22 protein-coding genes and 1 tRNA gene are annotated in these 23,278 nt (G+C 52.6%); 10 read left to right on the forward strand and 13 right to left on the reverse strand.

What is annotated here, in order from left to right; genetic code table 11:
* Positions 1-44: 44 nt before the first annotated feature.
* A tRNA-Leu gene (locus ACQE3Z_RS17740) sits at positions 45-129 on the reverse strand.
* 238 nt (positions 130-367) lie between these two features.
* On the opposite strand from ACQE3Z_RS17740, the gene ACQE3Z_RS17745 reads away from it, so the two are divergent.
* Complete coding sequence (locus ACQE3Z_RS17745) at positions 368-877, forward strand: DUF2501 domain-containing protein (protein ID WP_426974818.1); 510 nt, start codon at positions 368-370, stop codon at positions 875-877.
* A gap of 66 nt (positions 878-943) precedes the next feature.
* Here the strand turns inward: ACQE3Z_RS17745 and ACQE3Z_RS17750 are convergent, their stop codons facing one another.
* The 4 genes from ACQE3Z_RS17750 to ACQE3Z_RS17765 are packed head-to-tail and all read right to left on the reverse strand — an operon-like array spanning position 944 to position 5,702.
* The gene (locus tag ACQE3Z_RS17750; RefSeq protein ID WP_426974819.1) at positions 944-1,888 is read right to left on the reverse strand and encodes a fimbrial protein; all 945 of its coding nucleotides are present in this window, start codon (positions 1,886-1,888) and stop codon (positions 944-946) included.
* 22 nt (positions 1,889-1,910) lie between these two features.
* Entirely contained in the window at positions 1,911-4,412 is a 2,502-nt protein-coding gene (locus tag ACQE3Z_RS17755) for a fimbria/pilus outer membrane usher protein (RefSeq protein WP_426974820.1), read from the reverse strand.
* Positions 4,413-4,442: 30 nt separating this feature from the next.
* Positions 4,443-5,126 carry a fimbrial biogenesis chaperone gene (locus ACQE3Z_RS17760; RefSeq protein ID WP_426974821.1) on the reverse strand — a complete coding sequence of 228 codons (684 nt, stop codon included), beginning with the start codon at positions 5,124-5,126 and terminating at the stop codon, positions 4,443-4,445.
* 54 nt (positions 5,127-5,180) lie between these two features.
* Positions 5,181-5,702: a fimbrial protein gene (locus ACQE3Z_RS17765; RefSeq protein ID WP_426974822.1), complete on the reverse strand. Its 522-nt coding sequence runs from the start codon at positions 5,700-5,702 to the stop codon at positions 5,181-5,183.
* Between the two features lie 578 nt (positions 5,703-6,280).
* Between ACQE3Z_RS17765 and ACQE3Z_RS17770 the strand changes: the two genes are divergently transcribed.
* Both ACQE3Z_RS17770 and ACQE3Z_RS17775 read left to right on the forward strand, forming a co-directional pair.
* On the forward strand, positions 6,281-6,766 hold the full coding sequence (locus ACQE3Z_RS17770) for a winged helix-turn-helix domain-containing protein (protein WP_426974823.1): 486 nt from the start codon (positions 6,281-6,283) through the stop codon (positions 6,764-6,766).
* Positions 6,767-6,804: 38 nt separating this feature from the next.
* Entirely contained in the window at positions 6,805-8,097 is a 1,293-nt protein-coding gene (locus tag ACQE3Z_RS17775; RefSeq protein WP_426974824.1) for a DUF445 domain-containing protein, read from the forward strand.
* Here ACQE3Z_RS17775 and ACQE3Z_RS17780 read toward each other — a convergent pair whose 3' ends face one another.
* The 4 genes from ACQE3Z_RS17780 to lptF form a co-directional block, all read right to left on the reverse strand.
* Entirely contained in the window at positions 8,098-9,237 is a 1,140-nt protein-coding gene (locus ACQE3Z_RS17780; protein WP_426974825.1) for a YsnF/AvaK domain-containing protein, read from the reverse strand.
* A 30-nt stretch (positions 9,238-9,267) separates the two neighbouring features.
* A complete protein-coding gene (locus ACQE3Z_RS17785; RefSeq protein WP_426974826.1) occupies positions 9,268-9,675 on the reverse strand; it encodes a YsnF/AvaK domain-containing protein in 408 nt (135 codons plus the stop codon).
* 605 nt (positions 9,676-10,280) lie between these two features.
* On the reverse strand, positions 10,281-11,357 hold the full coding sequence (lptG, locus tag ACQE3Z_RS17790; RefSeq protein ID WP_426974827.1) for an LPS export ABC transporter permease LptG: 1,077 nt from the start codon (positions 11,355-11,357) through the stop codon (positions 10,281-10,283).
* On the reverse strand, positions 11,357-12,457 hold the full coding sequence (lptF, locus tag ACQE3Z_RS17795) for an LPS export ABC transporter permease LptF (RefSeq protein WP_426974828.1): 1,101 nt from the start codon (positions 12,455-12,457) through the stop codon (positions 11,357-11,359). Before lptF ends, lptG begins: the two co-directional genes overlap by 1 nt.
* Before the next feature lie 262 nt (positions 12,458-12,719).
* Between lptF and pepA the strand changes: the two genes are divergently transcribed.
* The 4 genes from pepA (at position 12,720) to ACQE3Z_RS17815 (ending at position 18,403) form a co-directional block, all read left to right on the forward strand.
* Positions 12,720-14,228 carry a leucyl aminopeptidase gene (gene pepA / locus ACQE3Z_RS17800; protein WP_085068239.1) on the forward strand — a complete coding sequence of 503 codons (1,509 nt, stop codon included), beginning with the start codon at positions 12,720-12,722 and terminating at the stop codon, positions 14,226-14,228.
* Between the two features lie 205 nt (positions 14,229-14,433).
* Positions 14,434-14,904: a DNA polymerase III subunit chi gene (locus ACQE3Z_RS17805; RefSeq protein WP_250651636.1), complete on the forward strand. Its 471-nt coding sequence runs from the start codon at positions 14,434-14,436 to the stop codon at positions 14,902-14,904.
* A gap of 5 nt (positions 14,905-14,909) precedes the next feature.
* Entirely contained in the window at positions 14,910-17,765 is a 2,856-nt protein-coding gene (locus ACQE3Z_RS17810; RefSeq protein ID WP_426974829.1) for a valine--tRNA ligase, read from the forward strand.
* Positions 17,766-17,899: 134 nt separating this feature from the next.
* Positions 17,900-18,403, forward strand: a complete 504-nt coding sequence (locus tag ACQE3Z_RS17815) for a GNAT family N-acetyltransferase (protein WP_250651634.1) — start codon at positions 17,900-17,902, stop codon at positions 18,401-18,403.
* A gap of 170 nt (positions 18,404-18,573) precedes the next feature.
* Here ACQE3Z_RS17815 and ACQE3Z_RS17820 read toward each other — a convergent pair whose 3' ends face one another.
* Together ACQE3Z_RS17820 and ACQE3Z_RS17825 are read right to left on the reverse strand one after the other, a co-directional pair.
* On the reverse strand, positions 18,574-18,921 hold the full coding sequence (locus ACQE3Z_RS17820; RefSeq protein ID WP_426974830.1) for a putative T6SS immunity periplasmic lipoprotein: 348 nt from the start codon (positions 18,919-18,921) through the stop codon (positions 18,574-18,576).
* On the reverse strand, positions 18,918-19,439 hold the full coding sequence (locus tag ACQE3Z_RS17825) for a type IV secretion protein Rhs (protein WP_426974831.1): 522 nt from the start codon (positions 19,437-19,439) through the stop codon (positions 18,918-18,920). Before ACQE3Z_RS17825 ends, ACQE3Z_RS17820 begins: the two co-directional genes overlap by 4 nt.
* 341 nt (positions 19,440-19,780) lie before the next feature.
* On the opposite strand from ACQE3Z_RS17825, the gene ACQE3Z_RS17830 reads away from it, so the two are divergent.
* Both ACQE3Z_RS17830 and ACQE3Z_RS17835 read left to right on the forward strand, forming a co-directional pair.
* Positions 19,781-20,485, forward strand: coding sequence for a hypothetical protein (locus ACQE3Z_RS17830; protein ID WP_426974832.1), 705 nt, complete (start codon positions 19,781-19,783; stop codon positions 20,483-20,485).
* The gene (locus ACQE3Z_RS17835; protein ID WP_250651630.1) at positions 20,482-20,793 is read left to right on the forward strand and encodes a DUF2645 family protein; all 312 of its coding nucleotides are present in this window, start codon (positions 20,482-20,484) and stop codon (positions 20,791-20,793) included. The genes ACQE3Z_RS17830 and ACQE3Z_RS17835 overlap by 4 nt, the downstream gene beginning before the upstream one ends.
* Before the next feature lie 49 nt (positions 20,794-20,842).
* Here ACQE3Z_RS17835 and miaE read toward each other — a convergent pair whose 3' ends face one another.
* Positions 20,843-21,613, reverse strand: coding sequence for a tRNA isopentenyl-2-thiomethyl-A-37 hydroxylase MiaE (miaE, locus tag ACQE3Z_RS17840; RefSeq protein ID WP_426974833.1), 771 nt, complete (start codon positions 21,611-21,613; stop codon positions 20,843-20,845).
* A 66-nt stretch (positions 21,614-21,679) separates the two neighbouring features.
* A complete protein-coding gene (gene rraB, locus ACQE3Z_RS17845) occupies positions 21,680-22,096 on the reverse strand; it encodes a ribonuclease E inhibitor RraB (protein ID WP_085068248.1) in 417 nt (138 codons plus the stop codon).
* A gap of 159 nt (positions 22,097-22,255) precedes the next feature.
* Between rraB and argF the strand changes: the two genes are divergently transcribed.
* Positions 22,256-23,275, forward strand: coding sequence for an ornithine carbamoyltransferase (gene argF / locus ACQE3Z_RS17850; protein WP_426974834.1), 1,020 nt, complete (start codon positions 22,256-22,258; stop codon positions 23,273-23,275).
* Positions 23,276-23,278: the final 3 nt, after the last annotated feature.

Consider the following 23,278-nt stretch of genomic DNA (forward strand, 5'->3'; position numbering starts at 1 on the left):
AACATACTGATGGTTGTAGGTTTTTTCTTTACCCACACTGTTTTTGGTGCCGAAGGCCGGACTCGAACCGGCACGTATTTCTACGGTTGATTTTGAATCAACTGCGTCTACCGATTTCGCCACTCCGGCACGGAAGGGATGCGGAAAACGTTGTGGATTATACCGTTACCTGTCACCTGTGCAACCTCAATTGTTTGTGCTGTGCGCTAAGTGCCGAAAATTTCACCTTAGCCTACAGACAATTCTCATTCACTGCCTTTCAGGCCGCGAATGGCGCGCGTTTCGGAACTCTGGCCGCCGTGGGCAGTCCCAACTAGCTGATAGCGGGCGCGCCGTGGTTGACGCGCCAAATTAATCGAGGTTGGCAATGAAAACAACATTACGGCGCCTGGCGCTGACAACGGGCATGCTCTCTCTTATGGCAACGGGAACGGCGCTGGCGGCCAGCTGGCAGGATCAGCTGAATAGTGCGGCATCGCAGCTTAGCCAGCAGAACAATACCAACACGCAGAGCACCACCAGTCAAAATGGTCTGTCGCTCTCTTCCCTCTCCGGGCTGCTGAACGGCGGCGATAAGGCGGTCAGCAGTACCAGCATGACCAATGCCGCCGGAGTGATGGAATATTGCGTGAAGAATAACGTGATTAAAAATAACGCCACCAGTATCAAGGATCAGGTGCTGAGCAAGCTGGGCCTGCAAAACACCACCCAACAGGCGCAGCAAACCGATTATCAGCAGGGGCTGATGGGCTTGTTAAATACCGGCAGCGGTCAGCAGCTTAACCTGAAAAGCCTGAGCAATACGCCGATGGGCGAGAAGCTGAAAACCAAAGCCTGTGATGTGGTGCTGAAACAGGGCAAAAACTTTATCTCCTGATGCGCCCTCTTCTTCGCGTCCTGCCTGGCAGGGCGTGGAGTCTCCCCTCCTCGTTGTTCCTCTTCCCTAGTTCTGCGTAATGGTAAACGTCATCGCTGCACGTGCCGTGCCGGGCGTCACCTTGTTGCCAAGCGGCGTATAGGCGGCCAGCAGCGGAATGGCAACCTCCCGTTCGCCCTGGTTGTGATAGGTGCGCGGCGTATCAAAATAGAGCGGGCTGCCGTCGCGATACATAATCTTAATCGCCACGCCGGTAGCCGCGCCCGGGATGTTATCGATCGGCACTATGCCCGGCTCCGGCGACGGCACGCTGCTGGCAGAGGAGAAAGAAACGTTTACCGGCAGATCGCCCTGGCACAGCAGCTCAATTTTAAATGCCGTAGGCGCCACGCTGCTGCCGTAGCCCACTGCGGCGCTGCGGCTGATGGTTCCCAGCTGCACCGTCTGATTGGGGGTTTTGGCATAACAGCTTTTGATGCGTACATCGCCGGATACCAGCTGCAGGCTCAGCACGCTGGTGAGGTTGCCGTTGCTGTCCGGCAGCGAGAAGTGCGCCACCTCACCACCGGGAAAGCTGCCCGGCGTGATATCGCCGGTGCGGTAAAACAGCAGTTGAATATCGGAACCCAGCACCGGTGCATCACCTTCTGGCGTCAGCGTGGCGCTCAGCGGCACAAAGCGATCGGAGAAACGATAGTCGGTAATTTTAACGCCGACGCCCGGCACGCCGGTGTCATAAACTCCCGACATTACCGCGCTCGGCCTGCTCCAGCTGCCGGTCATGGCAGAGTGATAGGGCACGCTGCCGCTACAGCTCTGCGCCATCCATCCCGCTACGTTGATGATCTTGCTATCCAGCAGGCTGCCCGGCGGCAGGTTAGGATCGATAATCAAGTCGGACAGCGCAATGCGCTGCGTTTTAGGTGCGCCGATATCGCAGCCTGCGGCCAGGCCGCTGGTTGCCGTAACAGTGCCTGCGATAAGCACCAGCACGTTCGTTAGCGTGTTCATGGCATCTTCCTCTTCGCGCCGGTTACTGGCAGATGGTCTGTAGCTGCGTCACGATGTCATCTCTCTCTTCTGGCAGGGTAAAATCAGCGCGGCACTGGCTTCCGGCGCGGCTGCCCCAGTTCACCTGTAGTGATACCTGCTCAGAAAGGCCGCTCAGCCACACCTCGCCGTTATCGCCAACAATGCTGCTGTAGTCCCCGCTATCGTCGGCAAGCGTGACCGTTGCGCCGAAGGGAACCGGCAGGCCGTTACGCCGGATCAGCGTGATCAGGGCGCGCTCGCCCACTCTGCCGCTGAAATCCGCCCGCACTACCGCGCCACGCGTTGGCACCACCTGTTGCGTGGTCTGCTGTAGCTCAACCGTATCCGGTAGCGACAGCGGATCGAGCATGATCTCGCTTATGCGATAAGCGCGCAGATAAGGCACCAGCGTATAGCCACGAAAGTCAGTGCTGACGCCGGTCTGATTAAGTACGGAGGCGTTGGCGATGCCCGGCGCTTTGACCAGCGCCACCGTCTCGCCCAGCGGCTGGCTGAGCGTGATGCCATCCCGATGCGCCACCAGCGCGCCGCTCAGGCCGTAGCTCAGACGTCGGCTATGGCGATCCCAGGCGTAGCCCGCATCCGCTTCGCCATAAGTGCCGCGAAAATCGATCTCACCGCTGCCGCTGCTGCCTTCGTTGCGGCTGGTGTAGCCCTGGCGCAGGCTCCAGCTCAGGTTATGGTCAGCAAGCGCGGTGCCGCTCAGTCCGGCCGAGTGGCTGCTGCTGCCGTGGCGGGCGCTGTTCATCTGATAGTTGGCCCAGGTGTGGTCTGCCCAGCGGCTGAGCGGTACGCTAAGCGATAACGCCAGTACCTGATCTTCGCGCGCACTTTTGACGCGCCAGGCGGGATTGAAGGTGTTACGGTTATAGCTGTAGTTCAGGCTGACGCTAATGCCCTGCCAGCTGTTGTTATAGCCAAGGTTCAGGGAGCGCGTCTGATGCTGGTTATCCCGGTACTCTTCCTTGATCGCACTGAGCGTAAGCGACCCGGCTCCCGGCCACAGGCTCTGGGTAAGCGTCAGCTCGGCCCGCTGTCGCCGACGATCCCACTGCCACAGGCGATCGCGCGTATCGCTCTCCATGACATCGTTCAGGCTGTAAAAACCACTGGTGGCATAGCGGTAGCCCGCCAGCGCCACGCTGGTGCCGGTGTTGATAAAGTTTTTGCCATAGCGCAGCCGCCAGGCGTGCCCCTGCGATCGATCCTGATGGGCAGGCTGGCTATGCGCCAGCGTGGCATCCAGCGAGAGCGCCCCCAGCGAGCCAAGATTTTTCCCAACGCCCGCCACCAGCGAGCGATAGTTCTCCGCCTGCTGCGTGCCGCCATAGAGCGTAAATGCCTGCGGCAGGCCGATGATGCCGGTCGCCTGGAAAAAGAGATCGCCGCCGTGGTGGTTGCCGTAGCCACGGTACTCGCCGCCGGTGATGCTGTATTTAATGTGTCCTTCACGCTGTAACACCGGCACCGAGGCAAAAGGCACCACCAGCTGTTGTTCGCTGCCGTCCGCTTCATTAATGATAACGGTCAAATCGCCGCTGCCGCCGGTAGGATAGATATCGGCAATGGCGAAGGCACCGGGCGCGACGTAGGTCTGATAGATGATCTGACCGTTCTGATAAACGTTAACCTGCGCGTGGCTGCGGGCGATGCCGCGTACCACCGGCGCATAGCCTCTCAGGCTGTCCGGCAGCATATCCTCATCCGACGCCAGCTGTACGCCGCGAAAGTTAACGCTGTCATACATGTCGCTGGGGGAGCTGCTCTCTCCCAGCGTAAGCTGTGCCTGTAGCGGCACAATCTCGCGCTGCGCCAGGGTATAAAGGTTGTTCCAGTCGCCCTGCCGGTGGCGGCTGCGCGACCAGGTGCTGTAGTTGCGCACCCGCCACGGCCCGATGTTAAGGCCGGGACGCAGGCTCAAAAACTGGCTGTCGCTGTTGTGGTGATGCGCTTCCAGCGCTTCGCTGTGCGCGCCGCTGAAGCGGTAGTTAAGCAGCAGTGCATTGATGCCGTTATCCCACTGCTCCGGCGGCACTGTCTCTCGCGCCTGGTACTGTAACGCCGCCTGCGGAATGCTTAGCAGCAGGCGCTGGGCGTTAACATCCAGCCGCGCCGCCGCATCATGAATCAGCGTCAGATCGGCGCAGCCGTCGCTCTGCTGCAGCTCCGGGTAACGCGCAATGTTCACGTCGTAGCGTGCCAGATCGTCCACGCTCAGGCAGGGCATCAGATCCTGTGAGTCTGACCAACGAAAGGTCACGTCACGCGTCTCCTGCGGCTGGTTATTTACCACAACCTCAACCCGATAGGTGCCGGGTGGCAGCAGGTTGTTCTCAAAAGCGGAGAGATCCACCGCTTCGTTATCCAGCCCGTGGCGCTCCAGCAGCGCCGGATTAAAGGTGACGGCATAGCTGCTGTTGGTCTGAATAACCGCCGTAATCATGCACGGCAATAATAAGTGGCGTAATTTTCCCTCCGCCATATTCTTTTCCTTAACGACAGCGTCGTTCTTTTACTGGCTGTGTGGTGAATAGGTCGCCTCAAAGGGTTGGGTGATCGCGCCATAATCATTTATCAGCCGCCAGCTTACTTTTCCGGAGCGCGCCGGCTGCGGTAAGGCGTACTGTTTATTGGCAAAGGGCGCGACCCATTCCGGCCCGGCAATCGCGTTGCCATTAACCTCAAGTGAATGGAAGTTCATGTAATAGGGCGTGGGGTTGAATACCTGCAGTTTTCCCTGCTGCCAGCGCCAGCTAAGTCTGGCCATCTCAGCACGGGTAACTGTTTTTTCCAGGGCAACGGGACGCCAGATAAGTTTGATCTGCGTTTTAATCGCAATCTGTAAGACGTTCTCATCGTCTGCCGCGCTGGGGATCGATTTTATATTGGCCCAGAACAGGCTTTCCCGATCCTGCGGTAATGGCGCGCCGGTATAGATCAGGCGTAACACGTTCTTTTGCTGGCTATCGAGGCGAAAAAGCGGTGGCGAGAAGATAAAGGGGGCTTTGCTTTTATCAGGGCTTTCAACCCAGGACTGAATTAACCAGACGCTGTTATCTGGATTGGTTACGCTAATGGCGGTCTCTTTTTTTGCGCCGTGGAAAATAATCCGCGTACCGCCTACGATAACCCCTGCTGTCGCAGTGCTATTCAGCAGCACCAGCATAAGCAACCAGCCAAAAATCCATTTATACATTCCGGCTATCCCTGCAAGAAGCAATGGGCCTGAGCCGACCCATTGCAGGTTGGATTAATTATAATTCATGGTGAAGGTGGCAACGGCGTTAGCCGGGCCAGGCGAAACGCTTGCAGACGTCGCGATGTAGCTGGCATAAAACTTCAGGTTGTTAGCCACCTTTTCCTGCAGCTCATAGGGACTGGAGGCGGTAAACAGCGGCAGTTTGGTCATGTTCTGATCGTAAAGCTGAATACCAACGCCCGATGCCACGCCCGCGCCAGCATTAAGCGCCAGCACATCCTGATCGCCATCATAGGTAGGGCCATCAAACTTCACGCGTGCGTTAACCGCCGGGCAATCGGTCAGGGTCAGAACAAACTGAGTGGTTGAGGCGATGGAGCCTTTACCGGTAAAGCTGCTTTTATTTACCGAACCCATAGGGACTATCAGGCTATTGCCGCTGTCGCCCAGTGAAACTACACAGGTATTATCAATAACTTCACCATTAAAATTTACCGTCCCGTCGTAGGCCAGCGTTGAAGCCGAGGCGAGCAGGAACGCCATCCCTAATGAGATTTTATTAAGACGTTTCATATACATCCTTATGAGCTGATTAAAGGTGATAGACCCGAATGCCCGGAATGGGCACTCTTCCTTTTATTCCCTGGTGCAGTCATCAAAAATTATTCGCAATGCCGGTAAAAGAGTAGACAGGCATAACAGAGGTACAGAACGACTGTGTTATAAAGCATCATCCAGGTTATTAATTTATTAGCTGGCGCCGCATCCGTTGCAGTCATAATTACGTAAAGAATTAACCACAGCAGGTGAATTGCCCAGCAACAGCAAAACTACAAGAAAACCGGAAAATGGAAAGTGAAGAATGCATAATTCAGGAAAGCGAAAAAAAACTTCATAATATAAGAAAACAACAGCGCGACATCAGGCTGAATCAGCAACTAAAAATGATTAAAATCAAAAAATTAAATCAAAGTGAATAGGTAATTAAAAATTGAAATATTTAAAAAATATGAAAAATAAGATTATGCATCCTTTTAATTCACTCTGCGTCTGGTAAGGGGTTTGAATGAAAAACAGCGTTATGTTAGCTTGACGCTCTATTCACTCGTTGCGTGTTGTTACTCATGGATTAGGTTACTGAGGGATTAACCATGCTCTACTGCATTAATAATAACGTTATCTTCGATCCATTAAAACATACTTTAACCTCAAGTAAATTCTATCCTGAAAAGGATACCAGGCTTAATCAGCCAACCAGCCGCTGCTTGTCATTATTAATTGAGAGAAAAGGGAGCGTTATTACGCAGGAGGATTTCATGAATGAAGTCTGGCGTAAACATGGAATGGAAGTCACCGTCAATACGCTTTATCAAAATATCTCTATTCTGCGGAAAACATTAAAGCGCGTCGGTATTGATGAAAATATTATTATCACCGTGCCCAAAAAAGGAATTACTCTTTCAGCGAAAGTTGAGACGGTGGCGGATAAAAACTTTCTCACCACGTCGCCTCATTTAGTGCTGGAACAACAGGATGATATCCCGCTCAACAGAAAAGGCAGCCTGAGCCTGTTTTTAGTGCTGTGGATGGCGCTGCTGTTAAGCCTGTTTGCCTTATGGACGGCGTTTAATCAGTGAGGCACGATTTTCTTAACGCGCTACGCTATGCTGGTAGCATGCAGAAAATAAACGAACTTAAACGAGCCAAGCGCCTGGCGCTTTCACTGCTGCTGATGGCGGCAGCCACCTTTATTGCTACGCTGTTTATGCCGCCCCGGCTGTGGGTGAGCGGTTTGAAAGCGGTAGCGGAAGCCGCAATGGTTGGGGCACTCGCCGACTGGTTTGCCGTGGTTGCGCTGTTTAGGCGCGTTCCGGTGCCCTTTATCTCTCGTCATACGGCTATCATCCCCCGTAATAAAGATCGCATCGGCGAAAATCTGGGCCGCTTCGTACAGGAAAAATTTCTTGATGCGGAGTCGCTGCTGGCGCTGATTCGTCGGCACGATCCGGCACAGCTGATCGGCAACTGGCTGAGCGCGCCGGATAATGCGCAACGGCTGGGGCAACACCTGCTGCAGCTGATGCGCGGATTTCTGGATCTTACCGACGATACGCGTATTCAGCACTTTATTCGCCGCGCCGTACATAAAGCGATCGATAAAGTTGACCTGACGCAGTCAAGCGCCCTGCTGCTGGAAAGCCTGACCAAAAATAATCGCCATCAGGCGCTACTGGATGCCGCCGTGGAACAGCTGCTGCGCCTGATCAATCGCGAAAGCACGCGCGACTTTATCGCCATACAAATCGTGCGCTGGCTGAAGCGCGAGCATCCGATTAAAGCCAAAATGCTGCCAACCGAGTGGCTGGGCGAGCATAGCGCTGAACTGGTCTCCAGCGCGGTGAATTCACTGCTTGATGATGTCAGCCAGGATCAAGGTCATGAGCTGCGTATGGGCTTTAATCGTGCGGTGGAAAAACTGATTTCCCGGCTGAAAAACGATCCTGATATGGCGGAGCGCGCAGAAACCATCAAAGGTTATCTGAAGGAAGATGAAGCGCTGAACCGCTACATCGGTGAACTGTGGGGCGATTTACGTGAATGGCTGAAAGCGGATCTGAATGCTGAAGATTCGCGCGTGCGACAGCGCGTGGCGGAAGCGGGTTTGTGGCTGGGTGAAACGCTGGTGAATGACAGCGCGCTACGCTCTTCGCTGAATCAGCATATGGAACAGGCGGCGCGTACCGTTGCGCCCGACTTCGCCGCATTCCTGACGCGTCATATCAGCGACACGGTAAAAAGCTGGGATGCGCGTGAGATGTCGCAACAGATCGAGTTGAATATCGGGAAGGATTTACAGTTTATTCGTATCAACGGCACGCTGGTGGGAGGCTGTATAGGGCTGCTGCTGTGGTTAATAACGCAGCTGCCCGCGCTGTGGCAAATGCTCAGCGCGGGCCAGAGTCACTGATTACTTCTTCAGGCCGGTAAGACGATCTTTTTCAAGATCGCTGCCGGTACCGGTCAGGTTATCTTTCTCCAGGCCGGTGGTGCCGGTCAGAGGATCCTGATGCAGGCCGGTGGTACCCGTCAGTTTATCTTTCTCCAGGCCGGTAGCGCCGGTCTGCTCTACTTCCACTTCCTGACGGCGAACGGTATCTTTCACCGTTTCTACACGTTCTGAGGTTTCGTTACGTACACCCACCTCTTCTTTAATGCGTGCAGTTTTGCTTACCGTTGGGATCTCGTGGGACTCTTCCACTTCAATGGTTTTATCGGACCAGTCAACGTCGCTCAGATAAGCGGGTTCATCAACAGCGGTACGGAAAACGTCGGCGTGCTGTTCAAACAGCGATACGTCTTCAGCAACTTCATCTTCAACGGTATAACGACGCAGACGTACCACGCCATCGCTGACCTGACGTTTACCAATAGCCACTTCTTCTTCAGCCAGCTTCAGCGCTTCAGCGTTCTCGCTGCCGGTAAGCGTTGCGCCGGCGGTGGTGCCTGCAATGCCGGTTGCCGCAGCGCCTGTCGCGCCAGTACCGGTACCGGTTACCACACCGCTGGTGGTGGCATCATTAACCAGATCGGTTGCGCCCGTTTTACCTGCGGTGGTGTTTTTATCATCCAGTGTGCCCGGCACGCCTGATGTCGGATTGTTGTTGCCGGTTACGCCGCTGGCACCGGCAGTAAAGCCTGCGGAGGTGGTGCGCCCGGTAAGATCGTTGGTTTCACCCAGGTGTTCACGATGAGCGCCAGTGGTGTCTGCAACGCCAGAACGATTATAAGAGGCGGAGTAATCGGTGGAATATTGATCCAGCAGCGCTTCAACACGGTCGGCATCTTCTTTCGGTGCGCGTACGGTCAGCAGCACGCCGCCGCCCTGAATTGCTTTGTTATATTCAGTGGCGTAATCATCATCAACATCATCGCCAAACAGGCGCTGCCAGAAGCTTGGATGACGGATCTCTTTACCTTCTACGCGTAATCTTTCACCTGAAATAATATCAATATGATTTTCCGCAATACCTTCGGCAATTAGTTTTTCTTTAGCCACTTGCGCCTGCTGTATCTGATTAAAAGCAGTTACGATTTTTTCGTGTGCCATATAATAGTCTCCTCGTGCTTAGGTTGACGGTTAAGTATCTTCCTTGTTGATCTCTATCTCCTGGCTACGTAATGTCACTTTTTGCTGAAACTGTTCGCTTTTCTTCAGCTTGTGAATATGTACTTCTTCTTTCAATATATAGTGACGAATAATTTCCACCTGCTCTTCAATTACCGGCACAATTAACACATCGCCTTCCTGACGAACCTGTGGGAAATAGCCTTCCTCCACCGGTTCATTTTTTTCGATGTGTTCTATCTTAACTTCTTCATGCCAGAGCTCGGTTTCTAACAGCTTCTCTGCCGTTGTCGTGGAGCGGCTAATACGGATGCGACGGTCAACCACGCGCTGCGTGCTTACCTCCGCCTGCTCTTCTGCTAACGGAATGGCTTCATGCTGTTCCGTTACTTTCTCATGCGGCGCAATTTTCTTCGTCATTACTCGCCCTCCATAAAATAGCGCCGTTCAGAATATGCATCGATTATCGAACGTTTCCGATAACTTACCGTAATAGTTATAAAGCATAGACCAAACGGGAGCTTATGTAATAATCGAGCACGGCAAATTGTTAAGAAATATAAATCCTGTTAATAATGAGCGGGTAAACGGCCCTGATTATTGCCGCTTTTTCTGGCTTAACGGCCTTTTTGTTTTTCCTTTTATCCGCGCCAGATTTTCTTTAGCGCCTAACTTGTTATAAATGCAGCAAATTAAACAAGCGTGACGCGTCGAGAAAAAAAATCACGAGACTATTTACATTTACCTTATCAGGGCCGTAATAAATTATGAGCAGGCAAAAAATCAGATATTTCGCAATAAAATAAATTTGCAAAAATTAAAAGTCATGACCCCAGTTAATATTTATAAAAATAAAATCACAGCAAAGAACAGAGAAATAAGAAAGCAGGAAGCAGGAAGCAGGAAGCAGGAAGCAGGAAGCAGGAAGCAGGAAGCAGCGTAAACAGGGTAGAAAGGTCGTGCAAGAAAACAGCAGCCCGTCAGGCTGCTAAGCCGGTGCGGCAGTCATCTGCCGCACCAGAAGCTTAACGTCGCTTCATCAGCATCCAGACACTGATAGCAAAGAAGGCCGCGCTGGGCAGCACCGCGCCCAAAATCGGCGGTAAGCCATATACCAGGCTGAGCGGACCAAAAATCTGATCCAGCACATAGAACAGAAAGCCAAAGCTGATACCGGTGACCACACGCACGCCCATCGATACGCTACGCAGCGGGCCAAAGATAAACGACAGCGCCATCAGCATCATTACTGCCACCGACAGCGGCTGGAAAATCTTGCCCCACATATTAAGCCGATAGCGTCCTGACTCCTGACCGCTCTGCACCAGATATTTAGAGTAGTTATACAGCCCACGGATCGACAGCGCATCCGGGTCCAGTGCCACCACGCCAAGTTTGTCCGGCGTCAGATTGGTTTTCCACTGGCCGTTAATGCTCTGCTTGCCGGTGATCTGTTTGGCATCGGTCAGATTGGACTCATCCACCTGCCCCAGATTCCAGCGCCGCTGCTCTTTATCCCAGGTAGCGGTAGCGGCATAGCGTACACTCACCAACCGCCGCTGATCGTTAAAGTTGTAGATACTGACGCCATCAAGTTCATTATTGCCCTTCAGGCGCTCTATATAGATAAAGCTATTGCCATCTTTTGCCCAGAGGCCGGAATGGGTAGAGAGCAGCGAGCCGCCGAGCAGCTGTTGCGCACGGAAGTTACGCGCCATCTGCTCGCCCTGCGGCGCAACAAACTCACCGATCGCCATGGTGAGCAGCACCAGCGGAATAGCAGTTTTCATCACCGACAGCGCGATTTGCAGACGGGTAAAACCAGAGGCTTGCATCACCACCAGCTCACTGCGCTGCGCCAGGGTGCCAAGGCCCAGCAACGCGCCAAGCAGCGCGGCCATCGGAAAGAATGTCTCGATATCCTTTGGCACGCTGAGCAGCGCGTAATAGCCTGCATCCAACGCTGTGTAGGCGCCCTGCCCGGTTTTGCGCAGCTGATCGACAAACTTAATAATGCCGGAAAGCGATACCAGCATAAAAAGCGTCAGCATAATGGTGTTAAAGATCGTTTTACCGATATAGCGGTCTAATACGCCAAACATCAGATTGAGCCTCCACGCGTAAAGCGGGCGCGCAGACGGCGCATCGGCACCGTATCCCACACGTTCAGAACAATCGCCAGCGCCAGATAGCTCAGGTTAACCGCCCACATCCAGATTGCCGGATCGAGCCGTCCCTTCGCGCCGTTTGATTTTAGCGAGCTTTGTAACAGGAAGAAGATTAAATAGAGCAGCATAGCCGGTAACATGGAAAGCACGCGTCCCTGACGTGGGTTTACCACGCTAAGCGGTACCACCATCAGCGCCATCGCCAGCACGGCAAATATCAGCGTTAAACGCCAGTGCAGCTCAGAGCGGAACTCCGGCGATCTGTTGCCGAACAGATCCTTAAACTCCGCCTGTTCGGCGTCGTTAGGATCGAGCGTGGCGGTTTTATAGCCGACAATCGCCTGATAGTGCGTGAAATCCGTAATGCGGAAATCACGCAGCAGCGCGGTGCCCTCAAAGCGGGTGCCTTTATCCAGCGTGACCACCTGCGAACCGTCCGGACGCTGCTCCATATAGCCGCTATCCGCCATTACAACGGACGGGCGCGCATTGCCTTTCGGACGCAGCTGCGCCAGGAAAACGTGACCGAACTGATTGCCTTTCACATCTTCAATAAAGAGAACGCTATTGCCGTCGCTGGAGGGCTGGAATTTCCCCGCCGCCAGCGCCGCAGCGCCAGGATTAGCTTTCGCATTCTGCGTCACCTCGCTTTGATAGCGCGATGACCAGGGGCCAAGCCAGACAACGTTGACTGCCGCCACCGCCGCCGTTAGCAGCATCAGCACCATCGCCGCTTTGACCAGCACCGCCTTGCTTAAGCCGCAGGCGTGCATCACGGTGATTTCGCTTTCGGTATACAGCCGCCCCAGCGTCATCAGGATGGCCAGGAACAGGCTGAGCGGCAGTATAAGCTGTGCCATTTCTGGCACGCCGAGCCCTAACAGGGTAAGAACTAAGTTTGTCGGGATCTCACCATCCACGGCAGCGCCCAGGATCCTGACTAGCTTCTGACAGAAGAAGATCAACAGCAGGATAAAGAGTATTGCCAGCTGGCTTTTGAGCGTTTCCCGAACCAGATATCTAATGATTATCACGCTTCGTATGCCTGTGAAAACTTGTCTTTTTGCTGGAAAATCGATAGTTTCAACGCTTATTCGCCATTTCTCATCATCAATGGCCGTTGTCATAGATCTATTGTATGACACAAGCGTTCAGGTGACGTCAAAAATAACAATGTCACTGAAACACAAACTGACGCCTGGCTACCAGGAGCGTCGTACGCAACGGCGTAAACGTTACGAAGCGGTACATTCTAGCCGCAGCCAGCGCCGTTGTCTTTAAGATTCAGGAGAGTGCATGGAGTTCAGTGTAAAAAGCGGTAGCCCCGAGAAACAGCGTAGTGCCTGTATCGTTGTGGGCGTCTTTGAGCCGCGCCGTCTGTCGCCAATCGCCGAACAGCTGGATAAAATCAGCGATGGCTATATCAGCGCCCTGCTGCGCCGCGGCGAGCTGGAAGGTAAAGTGGGCCAAACGCTGCTGCTGCATCATGTGCCGAATATCCTTTCTGAGCGGATTTTGCTCATTGGCTGTGGAAAAGAGCGAGAGCTGGACGAGCGCCAGTATAAGCAGGTCATTCAAAAAACCATTAATACGCTGAATGATACCGGCTCAATGGAAGCGGTCTGCTTTCTGACCGAACTGCATGTTAAAGGGCGCAACACTTACTGGAAAGTACGCCAGGCGGTGGAAACGGCGAAAGAGACCCTTTACAGCTTCGACCAGTTGAAAAGCAATAAAGTCGAACCGCGTCGTCCGCTGCGTAAAATGGTGTTTAACGTGCCTACGCGCCGCGAGCTGACCAGCGGCGAGCGCGCCATTCAGCACGGCCTGGCAATTGCCGCCGGCATCAAAGCGGCAAAAGATCTTGGCAATATGCCACCGAATATCTGTAACGCTGCCTATCTGGCTTCGCAGGCGCGTCAGCTGGCGGACGCCTGGAGCAACATCACCACGCGCGTTATCGGCGAACAGCAGATGAAAGAGCTGGGCATGAACGCCTATCTGGCGGTCGGCCAGGGGTCGCAGAATGAATCGCTGATGTCGGTGATTGAATATAAAGGCAGTCCGGACCCGGAAAGCAAACCTATTGTGCTGGTGGGTAAAGGGCTGACTTTCGATTCCGGCGGTATCTCCATCAAGCCTGCCGAAGGCATGGATGAGATGAAATACGATATGTGCGGCGCGGCTTCGGTCTATGGCGTGATGCGCATGGTGGCGGAGCTGAACCTGCCGCTGAACGTGGTCGGCGTGCTGGCCGGTTGTGAAAACATGCCGGGCGGCCGGGCGTTCCGTCCGGGTGATGTGCTGACCACCATGTCCGGACAGACGGTAGAGGTGCTGAATACCGATGCCGAGGGCCGTCTGGTGCTGTGCGACGCCTTAACCTACGTTGAGCGTTTCGATCCGGACGTGGTGATTGATGTTGCCACGCTGACCGGTGCCTGCGTGATCGCGCTGGGTCATCATATCAGCGGCTTGCTGTCGAACCATAACCCGTTGGCGCACGAGCTGATCGGCGCTTCCGAGCAGGCGGGCGACCGTGCCTGGCGTCTGCCGATGGCAGATGAGTATCAGGAGCAGCTGGAATCCAACTTCGCTGATATGGCAAATATTGGCGGCCGTCCGGGTGGAGCCATTACCGCTGCCTGCTTCCTGGCTCGCTTTGCGCGCAAATATAACTGGGCGCATCTGGATATCGCGGGCACGGCCTGGCGCTCAGGTAAAGCCAAAGGTGCGACCGGTCGTCCTGTCGCCCTGCTGTCGCAGTTCCTGTTGAACCGCGCCGGACTGAACGGCGACGATTAAGCCTTCCTCATGATAAAAAGTCCCTGGCGCTTAAGCCGGGGATTTTTTTGCCTGCCGGCGCACGCGTTGTATCGCCTGACGCAGGTTTCCTTACGCCACTCTGTGCCAGGCGGGCAAATCCTCACTCACTTATGGTAAAGTGCTTTTTCTTCCGGCATCCAAGCCCGGAACAAGAATTTTCTGTCACGCATAAAGAATCCAGACCATGAAAAACGCAACGTTCTATCTTCTGGAGCAGGTTCCGGACCAAGACTCCGCCGCGGATGGTCTGAACGCCATTGAGCGGCTGACCTGCGACCTTGCTGCCGAACACTGGCGTAAAGGCCAGCGCATTTTGATCGCCTGTGAAGATGAACAGCAGGCGATTCGCCTGGATGAGGCGTTGTGGCAACGTCCGGCCAACGCCTTCGTTCCGCATAATCTGGCCGGAGAAGGCCCGAAATATGGCGCGCCGGTGGAGCTGGCCTGGCCGCAGCGCCGGGGCAACGCGCCGCGCGATCTGCTGATCAGCCTGCTGCCGCAGTTTGCAGATTTTGCCACCGCTTTCCATGAAGTGATAGACTTTGTTCCGAGCGAAGAATCTTTGAAACAGCAGGCGCGTGCACGCTATAAAGCCTATCGCAGCGTCGGCTTCCACTTGAATACGGCAACCCCGCCACAGCCGCAAACGACATAGCAGAAATGGAAAAGACATATAATCCGCAAGAGATCGAACAGCCGCTTTACGAGCATTGGGAAAAGCAGGGCTACTTTAAACCGAATGGCGATACCAGCCAGGAAAGCTTCTGCATCATGATCCCGCCGCCGAACGTCACCGGTAGCTTGCATATGGGTCATGCCTTCCAGCAAACCATCATGGACACTATGGTGCGTTATCAGCGCATGCAGGGAAAAAATACCCTGTGGCAGGTCGGAACCGACCACGCGGGTATCGCCACGCAAATGGTTGTGGAGCGCAAGATTGCCGCTGAAGAGGGAAAAACACGCCAGGATTACGGTCGCGATGCCTTTATTGACAAGGTGTGGCAATGGAAAGCGGAATCTGGCGGCACCATTACTAACCAGATGCGCCGCCTCGGTAACTCTGTAGACTGGGAGCGCGAGCGCTTCACTATGGATGAAGGTCTCTCTAATGCGGTGAAAGAAGTGTTTGTTCGCCTGTATAAAGAGAACCTGATCTACCGTGGCAAACGCCTGGTTAACTGGGATCCGAAGCTGCGCACCGCCATCTCCGATCTGGAAGTGGAAAACCGTGAAACCAAAGGTTCCATGTGGCATATCCGCTATCCGCTGGCGGACGGCGCGAAAACCGCTGATGGTAAAGATTATCTGGTGGTTGCCACGACCCGTCCGGAAACCCTGCTGGGCGATACCGGCGTGGCGGTTAACCCGGAAGATCCGCGTTATAAAGATCTGATCGGTAAGTATGTCGTGCTGCCGCTGGTGGATCGTCGTATCCCGATTCTGGGCGATGAGCATGCCGATATGGAAAAAGGCACCGGCTGCGTGAAGATCACCCCGGCGCACGATTTCAACGACTATGAAGTTGGCCGTCGTCATAAGCTGCCGATGATCAATATTCTGACCTTTGATGGCGATATCCGTGAAAGCGCCCAGGTTTACGATACCAACGGCGAAGAAACTGACGTCTACGCCACGACCCTGCCGGAACAGTTCCAGAAGCTGGAACGTTTTGCCGCGCGTAAAGCGATCGTCGCTGCCGTTGACGCGCTGGGCCTGCTGGAAGAGGTTAAAGCTCACGACCTGACCGTGCCTTACGGCGATCGCGGCGGTGTGGTGATCGAGCCGATGCTGACCGATCAATGGTACGTGCGCACCGCACCGCTGGCAAAAGTGGCGGTTGAAGCGGTTGAGAACGGCGATATTCAGTTTGTACCGAAGCAGTACGAAAACATGTACTTCTCCTGGATGCGCGATATTCAGGACTGGTGTATTTCTCGCCAGCTGTGGTGGGGTCATCGTATTCCTGCCTGGTATGACGCACAGGGCAACGTTTATGTTGGCCGCAGCGAAGAAGAAGTGCGCGCGGAAAACCAGCTGGATGCCAGCGTTGCGCTGCATCAGGACGATGACGTACTGGATACCTGGTTCTCTTCCGGTCTCTGGACGTTCTCTACCCTTGGCTGGCCGGAGAATACCGACGCGCTGCGCACCTTCCACCCGACCAGCGTGCTGGTCAGCGGCTTCGATATCATCTTCTTCTGGATTGCGCGCATGATCATGCTGACCATGCACTTTATGAAGGATGAAAACGGTAAGCCGCAGGTGCCGTTCAAAACCGTCTATATGACCGGTTTGATCCGCGATGAAGAAGGCCAGAAGATGTCGAAATCGAAAGGTAACGTCATCGATCCGCTGGATATGGTGGATGGCATTTCGCTTGAGGCGCTGCTGGAAAAACGTACCGGCAACATGATGCAGCCGCAGCTGGCGGAAAAAATTCGCAAGCGCACCGAGAAGCAGTTCCCGAACGGCATCGAGCCGGCGGGCACCGATGCGCTGCGCTTTACGCTGGCGGCGCTGGCCTCTACCGGTCGCGATATCAACTGGGATATGAAGCGTCTGGAAGGCTACCGCAACTTCTGTAATAAGCTGTGGAACGCCAGCCGCTTTGTGCTGATGAATACCGAAGAGAAAGATTGCGGGCAGAACGGCGGCGAAATGGTGCTGTCGCTGGCCGATCGCTGGATTCTGGCAGAGTTCAACAACACGGTGAAAGCTTATCGTGAAGCGCTGGACAGCTATCGCTTCGATATCGCTGCGAACATTCTGTATGAGTTCACCTGGAACCAGTTCTGCGACTGGTATCTGGAGCTGACCAAGCCGGTGATGCACAACGGTTCAGAAGCGGAGCTGTGCGGTACGCGTCATACGCTGGTTAGCGTGCTGGAAGCGCTGCTGCGCCTGGCGCATCCGATTATTCCGTTTATCACTGAAACCATCTGGCAGCGGGTAAAAGTGCTGAAAGGCATCAGCGACGATACCATTATGCTGCAGCCTTTCCCGGCTTATAACGCGGCACAGGCAGACGATGCGGCGCTGGCCGATACGGAATGGCTGAAGCAGGCGATTGTAGCGGTACGTAATATCCGCGCCGAGATGAATATCTCTCCGGGTAAACCACTGGAGCTGCTGCTGCGCGGTGCCAGTGCCGACGCTCAGCGTCGCGTGAGCGAGAACCGTAACTTCCTGCAGGCGATGGCGCGTTTAAGCGACATTACCGTGCTGGCGCAGGGAGAGAAAGGTCCGCTTTCCGTCACCAAGCTGGTGGATGGCGCTGAACTGCTGATCCCGATGGCGGGTCTGGTCGATAAGGAAGCGGAGCTGGATCGTCTGGCCAAAGAGCTGGCGAAGCTGGAAGCCGAGATGGAAAAAATCAATGCTCGCCTTTCCAACGAGTCTTTCGTTGCCCGCGCACCGGAAGCGGTGGTTGCGAAAGAGCGCGATCGTATGGCGGAGCTGGAACAGGGCAAGGCCAAACTGATTGAACAGCAGAGCGTTATCGCCGCGCTGTAATCCGCTAAAGTAAAAAACAACCGTGGCAGGGCAACCTGGCCACGGTTTTTTTATGTCATCATCCTGTGCCATTGCATCAGGCGGCAAGCGATGTTATTACACTCTTTTTCCTTTTCTTAATCTGAGCCAGACGTATGAATATCGCCCCAGACACTTCGCTTCGCGTCCGCCCGATTACCGCAGCAGATAACCCGCATATTGCGCAGGTAATACGTACCGTATCCGCTGAGTTCGGCCTGACCGCTGATAAAGGCTATACCGTTTCCGATCCTAATCTGGATCGGCTATTTGAGCTGTATAACACGGAGAATAGCGCCTACTGGGTTATCGAGCTGGATGGCAAGATTATGGGCGGCGGCGGCGTGGCTCCGCTGCAGTGCAGCGCGCCGGATATATGCGAACTGCAAAAAATGTATTTCCTGCCGCAGCTGCGCGGTCGCGGCATGGCGCACCGTCTGGCGCTACAGGCGATGGATTTCGCCCGTGAGCACGGCTTTAAGCGCTGCTACCTGGAAACCACCGCCAGCCTGACGCAGGCGATTCGGTTATATGAAAAACTGGGTTTTCAACATATTGACGGGCCGCTCGGTTGCACCGGTCACGACGACTGCGAAGTAAGGATGTTAAAGGCGCTGTAAGCGCCTTTTATTGGCTTGTCTTAGTGAGTTCATCACTGGTGAACACAGCTGTACCTGGTAACAGTACCAGGTAAAAGCAGTAAGTTGAAATTAACACATATAAGAATTCTCGTTATAGCATAGCGTTATACTATGGAAACAAATCTTATCAAGACACTGATAAGATTAAGTTATCTTCCTCCCGGGCTAATCTTTCCCTGGCGATCAACGGAAAACTCCAGCCTGTACTTATCGTTATCTAAAATATAAATAAGAGTATATTTCGCATCTGATTGCAGGCTTGTGGAAATACACGTATCTGGATAAGATTTTTTTATATTATCTTCTGTAGCAATAGGCTTTTTATAATGATTAACGGAAGAGCTTAGCAAGTAGTAAGATAACACCTTACCCGGCTGTGCATTAATACACACTGAATTTAAAGTAATGCTTGCGTTACCAGGATTTCTAAATTGCAGTCTGTCCCCTGAACCGCAGGATGTTAAAAAAAACAGAGCGAGTAAAATAAAATTTCTCAAAAAGGAAACCCTCCCAATACTTTTTTATATTTCAAAATTAATGAATTATGGTTTTCATTCTGATGAAGGCCTTTATACTTTACAATATAAGGATAATTTTTAAACCCGTGTGACGTTAGCAACCAGTAATCAGCGACGATAGCAGCCTGTTGCTCCATTGAATAGTCAGCCAGCCTGAGCTTTGTCAAATCATAAGAGTAATCAGCAGCCCATGAGAATAGCCCACGCATTATCACATACATGCCCTTTTGTTTTTGCCAGACATGCATCATTTCATGTATAAAAAGGTGTTGTAAATCGATGGAACTATAAGAGTAATCATCTGAATATACATTGGTTTCAAACCATATCTCACCAGTTGGCGTCATCGCAGTATTGTTTTCTTGCATGCCAAAAGGTAAAAAGCTCCCGTGATGTATCCAAACCTTATTGTATTGGATTGAATGATGATATAGTTGCTGAGATAAATTAATTTCCCCAGGTGTCATTAAACGTAACCCACCTCTTTGTATCCCCATAAAAACCTCCTTGTCTGCTGTCTATAAATCATACTCATCTTTAGATAGATGCTGTCAATTAAAAATGCGATATATTGCTTAGCTTGCCACACTTGCCAGTATTGCGCTTTATCGTAATAGTGTTGTTTTAACCATGTTTAGATTTGTATTATTAATTCCTACATTATTATCGTATTTATAATTTTAGTATATTTACGGGCCGCTCGGTTGCAACGGTCACGACGACTGCGAAGTAAGGATGTTAAAGGCGCTGTAAGCGCCTTTTTAATAGATTCGTTATTGACGACTTTTTAACCAGCAAGTAAAATATAGTCTATGGAATTAATGCCAGGAGAGGCGACATGAATATGTTTTGCAAAGTTGATAACGAAGGTTTTCCCCATTGGAACGGAGTCGACTTCATGCGTTTTTGGTTTCTTCCAAATAACCAACGCTTCCTTACAGGGGAAAATTACCTATGGGCCTATAAAGCGGCTTACCTGACTTATAATAAAGATAAAGTAATTAAAATAGCAAAAGAAGAACATATCCCGGCTTTATTGTTGGCAGGCGTTGCTATCGCTGAAGTCGGCGGGACACCAGAAAGATTAAAAGGCTATGGTGTATTACAATTCAGGCAATTATTAGAATTTTTACTTAAAAAAGATAACCAATGGTCTAACGCCGTCTCAGTTGGTGCCGTAGAAATTCAGTTGAGGGCGGTAGCGGAAACCTTAGGCATAAACCCTAAAAATCTTAGTTCTCTTCAACAGTTTCAGCTAGCCACATGTTTGTATAATAATGAGTTTAACTTACGTATAGTTGCACAACATCTACGACAGTTAATTAAATATGATTATCCAGACGCTGATACCGAAACGCTAAATGATGAGCAATTAATTTTGGCTGGCTCACGTTATAACCGGGGCACATCCCGGGACAAACAAGATATCATTGATTCTATCCATGCACCCAAAGGGCATGCCACACGCGCATGGAGTTCTTATGGGCGTAGAATTCTTGAAAAAAAGCAAACCTTAGAAATAATACTGGAAGTAAAAAAATGAATTGGAAAATGTTCGCCTTAACGTTGTTTTATAGCAGCTTCTGTTTTTTCAATATCGCTTATCTTTCTTATTTCAAAGAAGAGCAATATATCGATGGCGATGAAATCAAGACGGTTTGCGATGCTTACAAAACATTTGTTGTTGACGATATCCGTTCATTTACCGCTCCGTTAACGCTTCTGCTTATCGCGCCATTACTCTGGCTTAGCCTGCGTAAAAAGCAGCGCGCGCTTTATTTGCCGCTGCTTGCCCTGCTATTAATGGCATTTTGGTACTGGCGGTTTTTTGGGCGGCTGCATGGATGTTAATCAGCCGCAATGGCTTATGGCTGTTCCTGAGCCGAATAGCTACCACAAGCTACATCATACGCCAGGCCGGCACGCCGCTGTGAAAGCGTAGTTCGTTATCCGGTTCCTGAATCAGACGCGCTTCGGCTTCGCCAATCTGACGCACCCTTCCGGCAATATCAAAAGGCGCGATACGTGCCGCCAGCGACAGATAATCCTGATAATGACGCGCCTCGGAACGCAGCAGTGAAACGTAAAATTTCGCCAGTTCCTCGTCCAGCCAGGGCGCCAGACTGGCGAACCGCTCGCAGGAGCGTGCCTCAATATAAGCGCCGCAGATCAGCTTATCCACCAGCGTTTCCGGTTCATGGGTAATCACTTCACGCAGCAGGCCTTTGGCATACCGGCTGGCAGTGATCTTTTGATAAGCGATGCCGCGTGCCTGCATGATTTCCCATACCTGATAGAAATGGTGCAGCTCTTCTTTAATCAGCAATATCATCTTATCCAGCAGCTCATCGCCCCAGGGGATATCGTTACGGGTGATAATACGCCTGGACAAATTTTTATGCGCTTCAATAAACCCGCTGTCGTGATCTTCGCGATGCACAAAGGCTTCATAAGGCTTTAGCCACGCAAGGATCGCCTCGCCGCTGGGCTTATCAGCAACATATTTACGAATCAGCCAGGTGGCCGTCTGTGCCGCTTTCAGTTCACAAACCATATGATCGGTGAGCAGCAGGGGGAGGTTTTCTGGTTTGCGCGCTTCATCAATCCACGCCTGCGGCGTACGGCAATGCAGAAACTGGTGAATGGGAGCAAGGAGATCGGCGTAATTCATACTATCGCTATGGTTAAAAGGCGCGCCTTAACGGCACGCCGGATCAATATTTAAAGCGGCAGGCTATTAATGGCGGATACCGTCATCGTCTTCGTCAATGTAATCACCCTCTTCTTCATCTTCCGCATCCGGATCTTCGAAGTAGGTGCCCCAGCCGTCATAATCAACGTTATGCTTGCCGGCCAGGTTAACCAGTTGCTCAACCTGCGCATCGAGCAGCTCAGGCTTAAGCGCCAGCTCGCTCAGGATATCAACGCACATAACGGTTGAACCATCTTCCAGCTCCAGCTCTTCCGGCTCGGTAACTTCATAGCCCAGCTTGAAAGCGTCTACCGCTGCTTTTTCCAGCGCTTCGAAGCTGTCGCAGGAAAGATGATGCTCAATGGTGTAAAGCGCATCGGGGTCGCTGCCATCCTCCAGCAGCTCTTCGATAATCGCTCGCGTCTCTTCGCGCTGCTCTTCCAGCAATTCTTCATATGCCATGATGGGTTCCTCTGTTTTGGCAGACAATGTGATTATTTTCCCACACTGCACTCCGCGCCACTACACAAAAGCAAAAGTTTATTGCGCACAGGGTTGAAAATGCATATTCATACGGTTAAATTGAATTTTAATTCAATTTAAAAGAACAAGGAGTGCTGTATGAGTCAGTTTTATCAACGCCATTTCCTCAGGCTGCTCGATTTTACCCCAGCAGAAATTAATGCGCTGCTGGCCCTCGCTGCTGAATTAAAAATCGCGAAAAAAAATGGTGAGGAAGTACCGCACCTGCAGGGCAAAAATATCGCGCTCATCTTCGAAAAAGAGTCGACCCGTACCCGATGCTCTTTCGAAGTTGCCGCGTTTGATCAGGGCGCCCGCGTTACCTATCTGGCGCCCAGCGGCAGCCAAATCGGCCACAAGGAATCGATTAAGGATACCGCACGCGTGCTGGGCCGCATGTATGACGGCATTCAGTATCGTGGTCACGGTCAGCAGATCGTAGAGACCTTAGCCGAATATGCTGGCGTGCCGGTGTGGAACGGCCTGACCGATGAGTTCCACCCTACCCAGCTGCTGGCCGATCTGTTAACCATGCAGGAACACCTGCCGGAAAAATCATTACGCGCAATGGTGCTGACCTATACAGGCGATGCGCGCAATAACATGGGCAACAGCCTAATGGAAGCCGCAGCGCTGATGGGCATTGATCTGCGGCTGGTAGCGCCGAAAAGCTGTTGGCCGGAAGAGCATCTGGTGAATGAATGTCGTGAGGTGGCAAAGCTGAACGGCGGAAAAATCACCCTGACGGAAGATATTGCTGAAGGGGTCAAACAGGCGGACTTTATCTATACCGACGTGTGGGTCTCAATGGGCGAAGCCAAAGAGCGCTGGCAGGAACGTATCGCCCTGCTGCGTAATTATCAGGTGAATATGGCGATGCTACAGCTTACCGGTAATGAAAAGGTGAAATTTCTTCACTGCCTGCCCGCGCTGCACGATGACCAAACCACGCTGGGGAAACAGATGGCCGAGCAATACGATCTGCATGGCGGCATGGAAGTCACCAATGAGGTATTTGAATCGGCGCACAGCATCGTTTTCGATCAGGCGGAAAACCGGCTGCATACCATTAAAGCGGTGATGGTCGCCACGCTGGCGAAACCGGGTAAATTAGCGTAACGC

Origin of the sequence: Pantoea sp. FN0307, from assembly GCF_050113815.1 — a bacterium.
GTDB lineage: Bacteria > Pseudomonadota > Gammaproteobacteria > Enterobacterales > Enterobacteriaceae > Mixta > Mixta alhagi.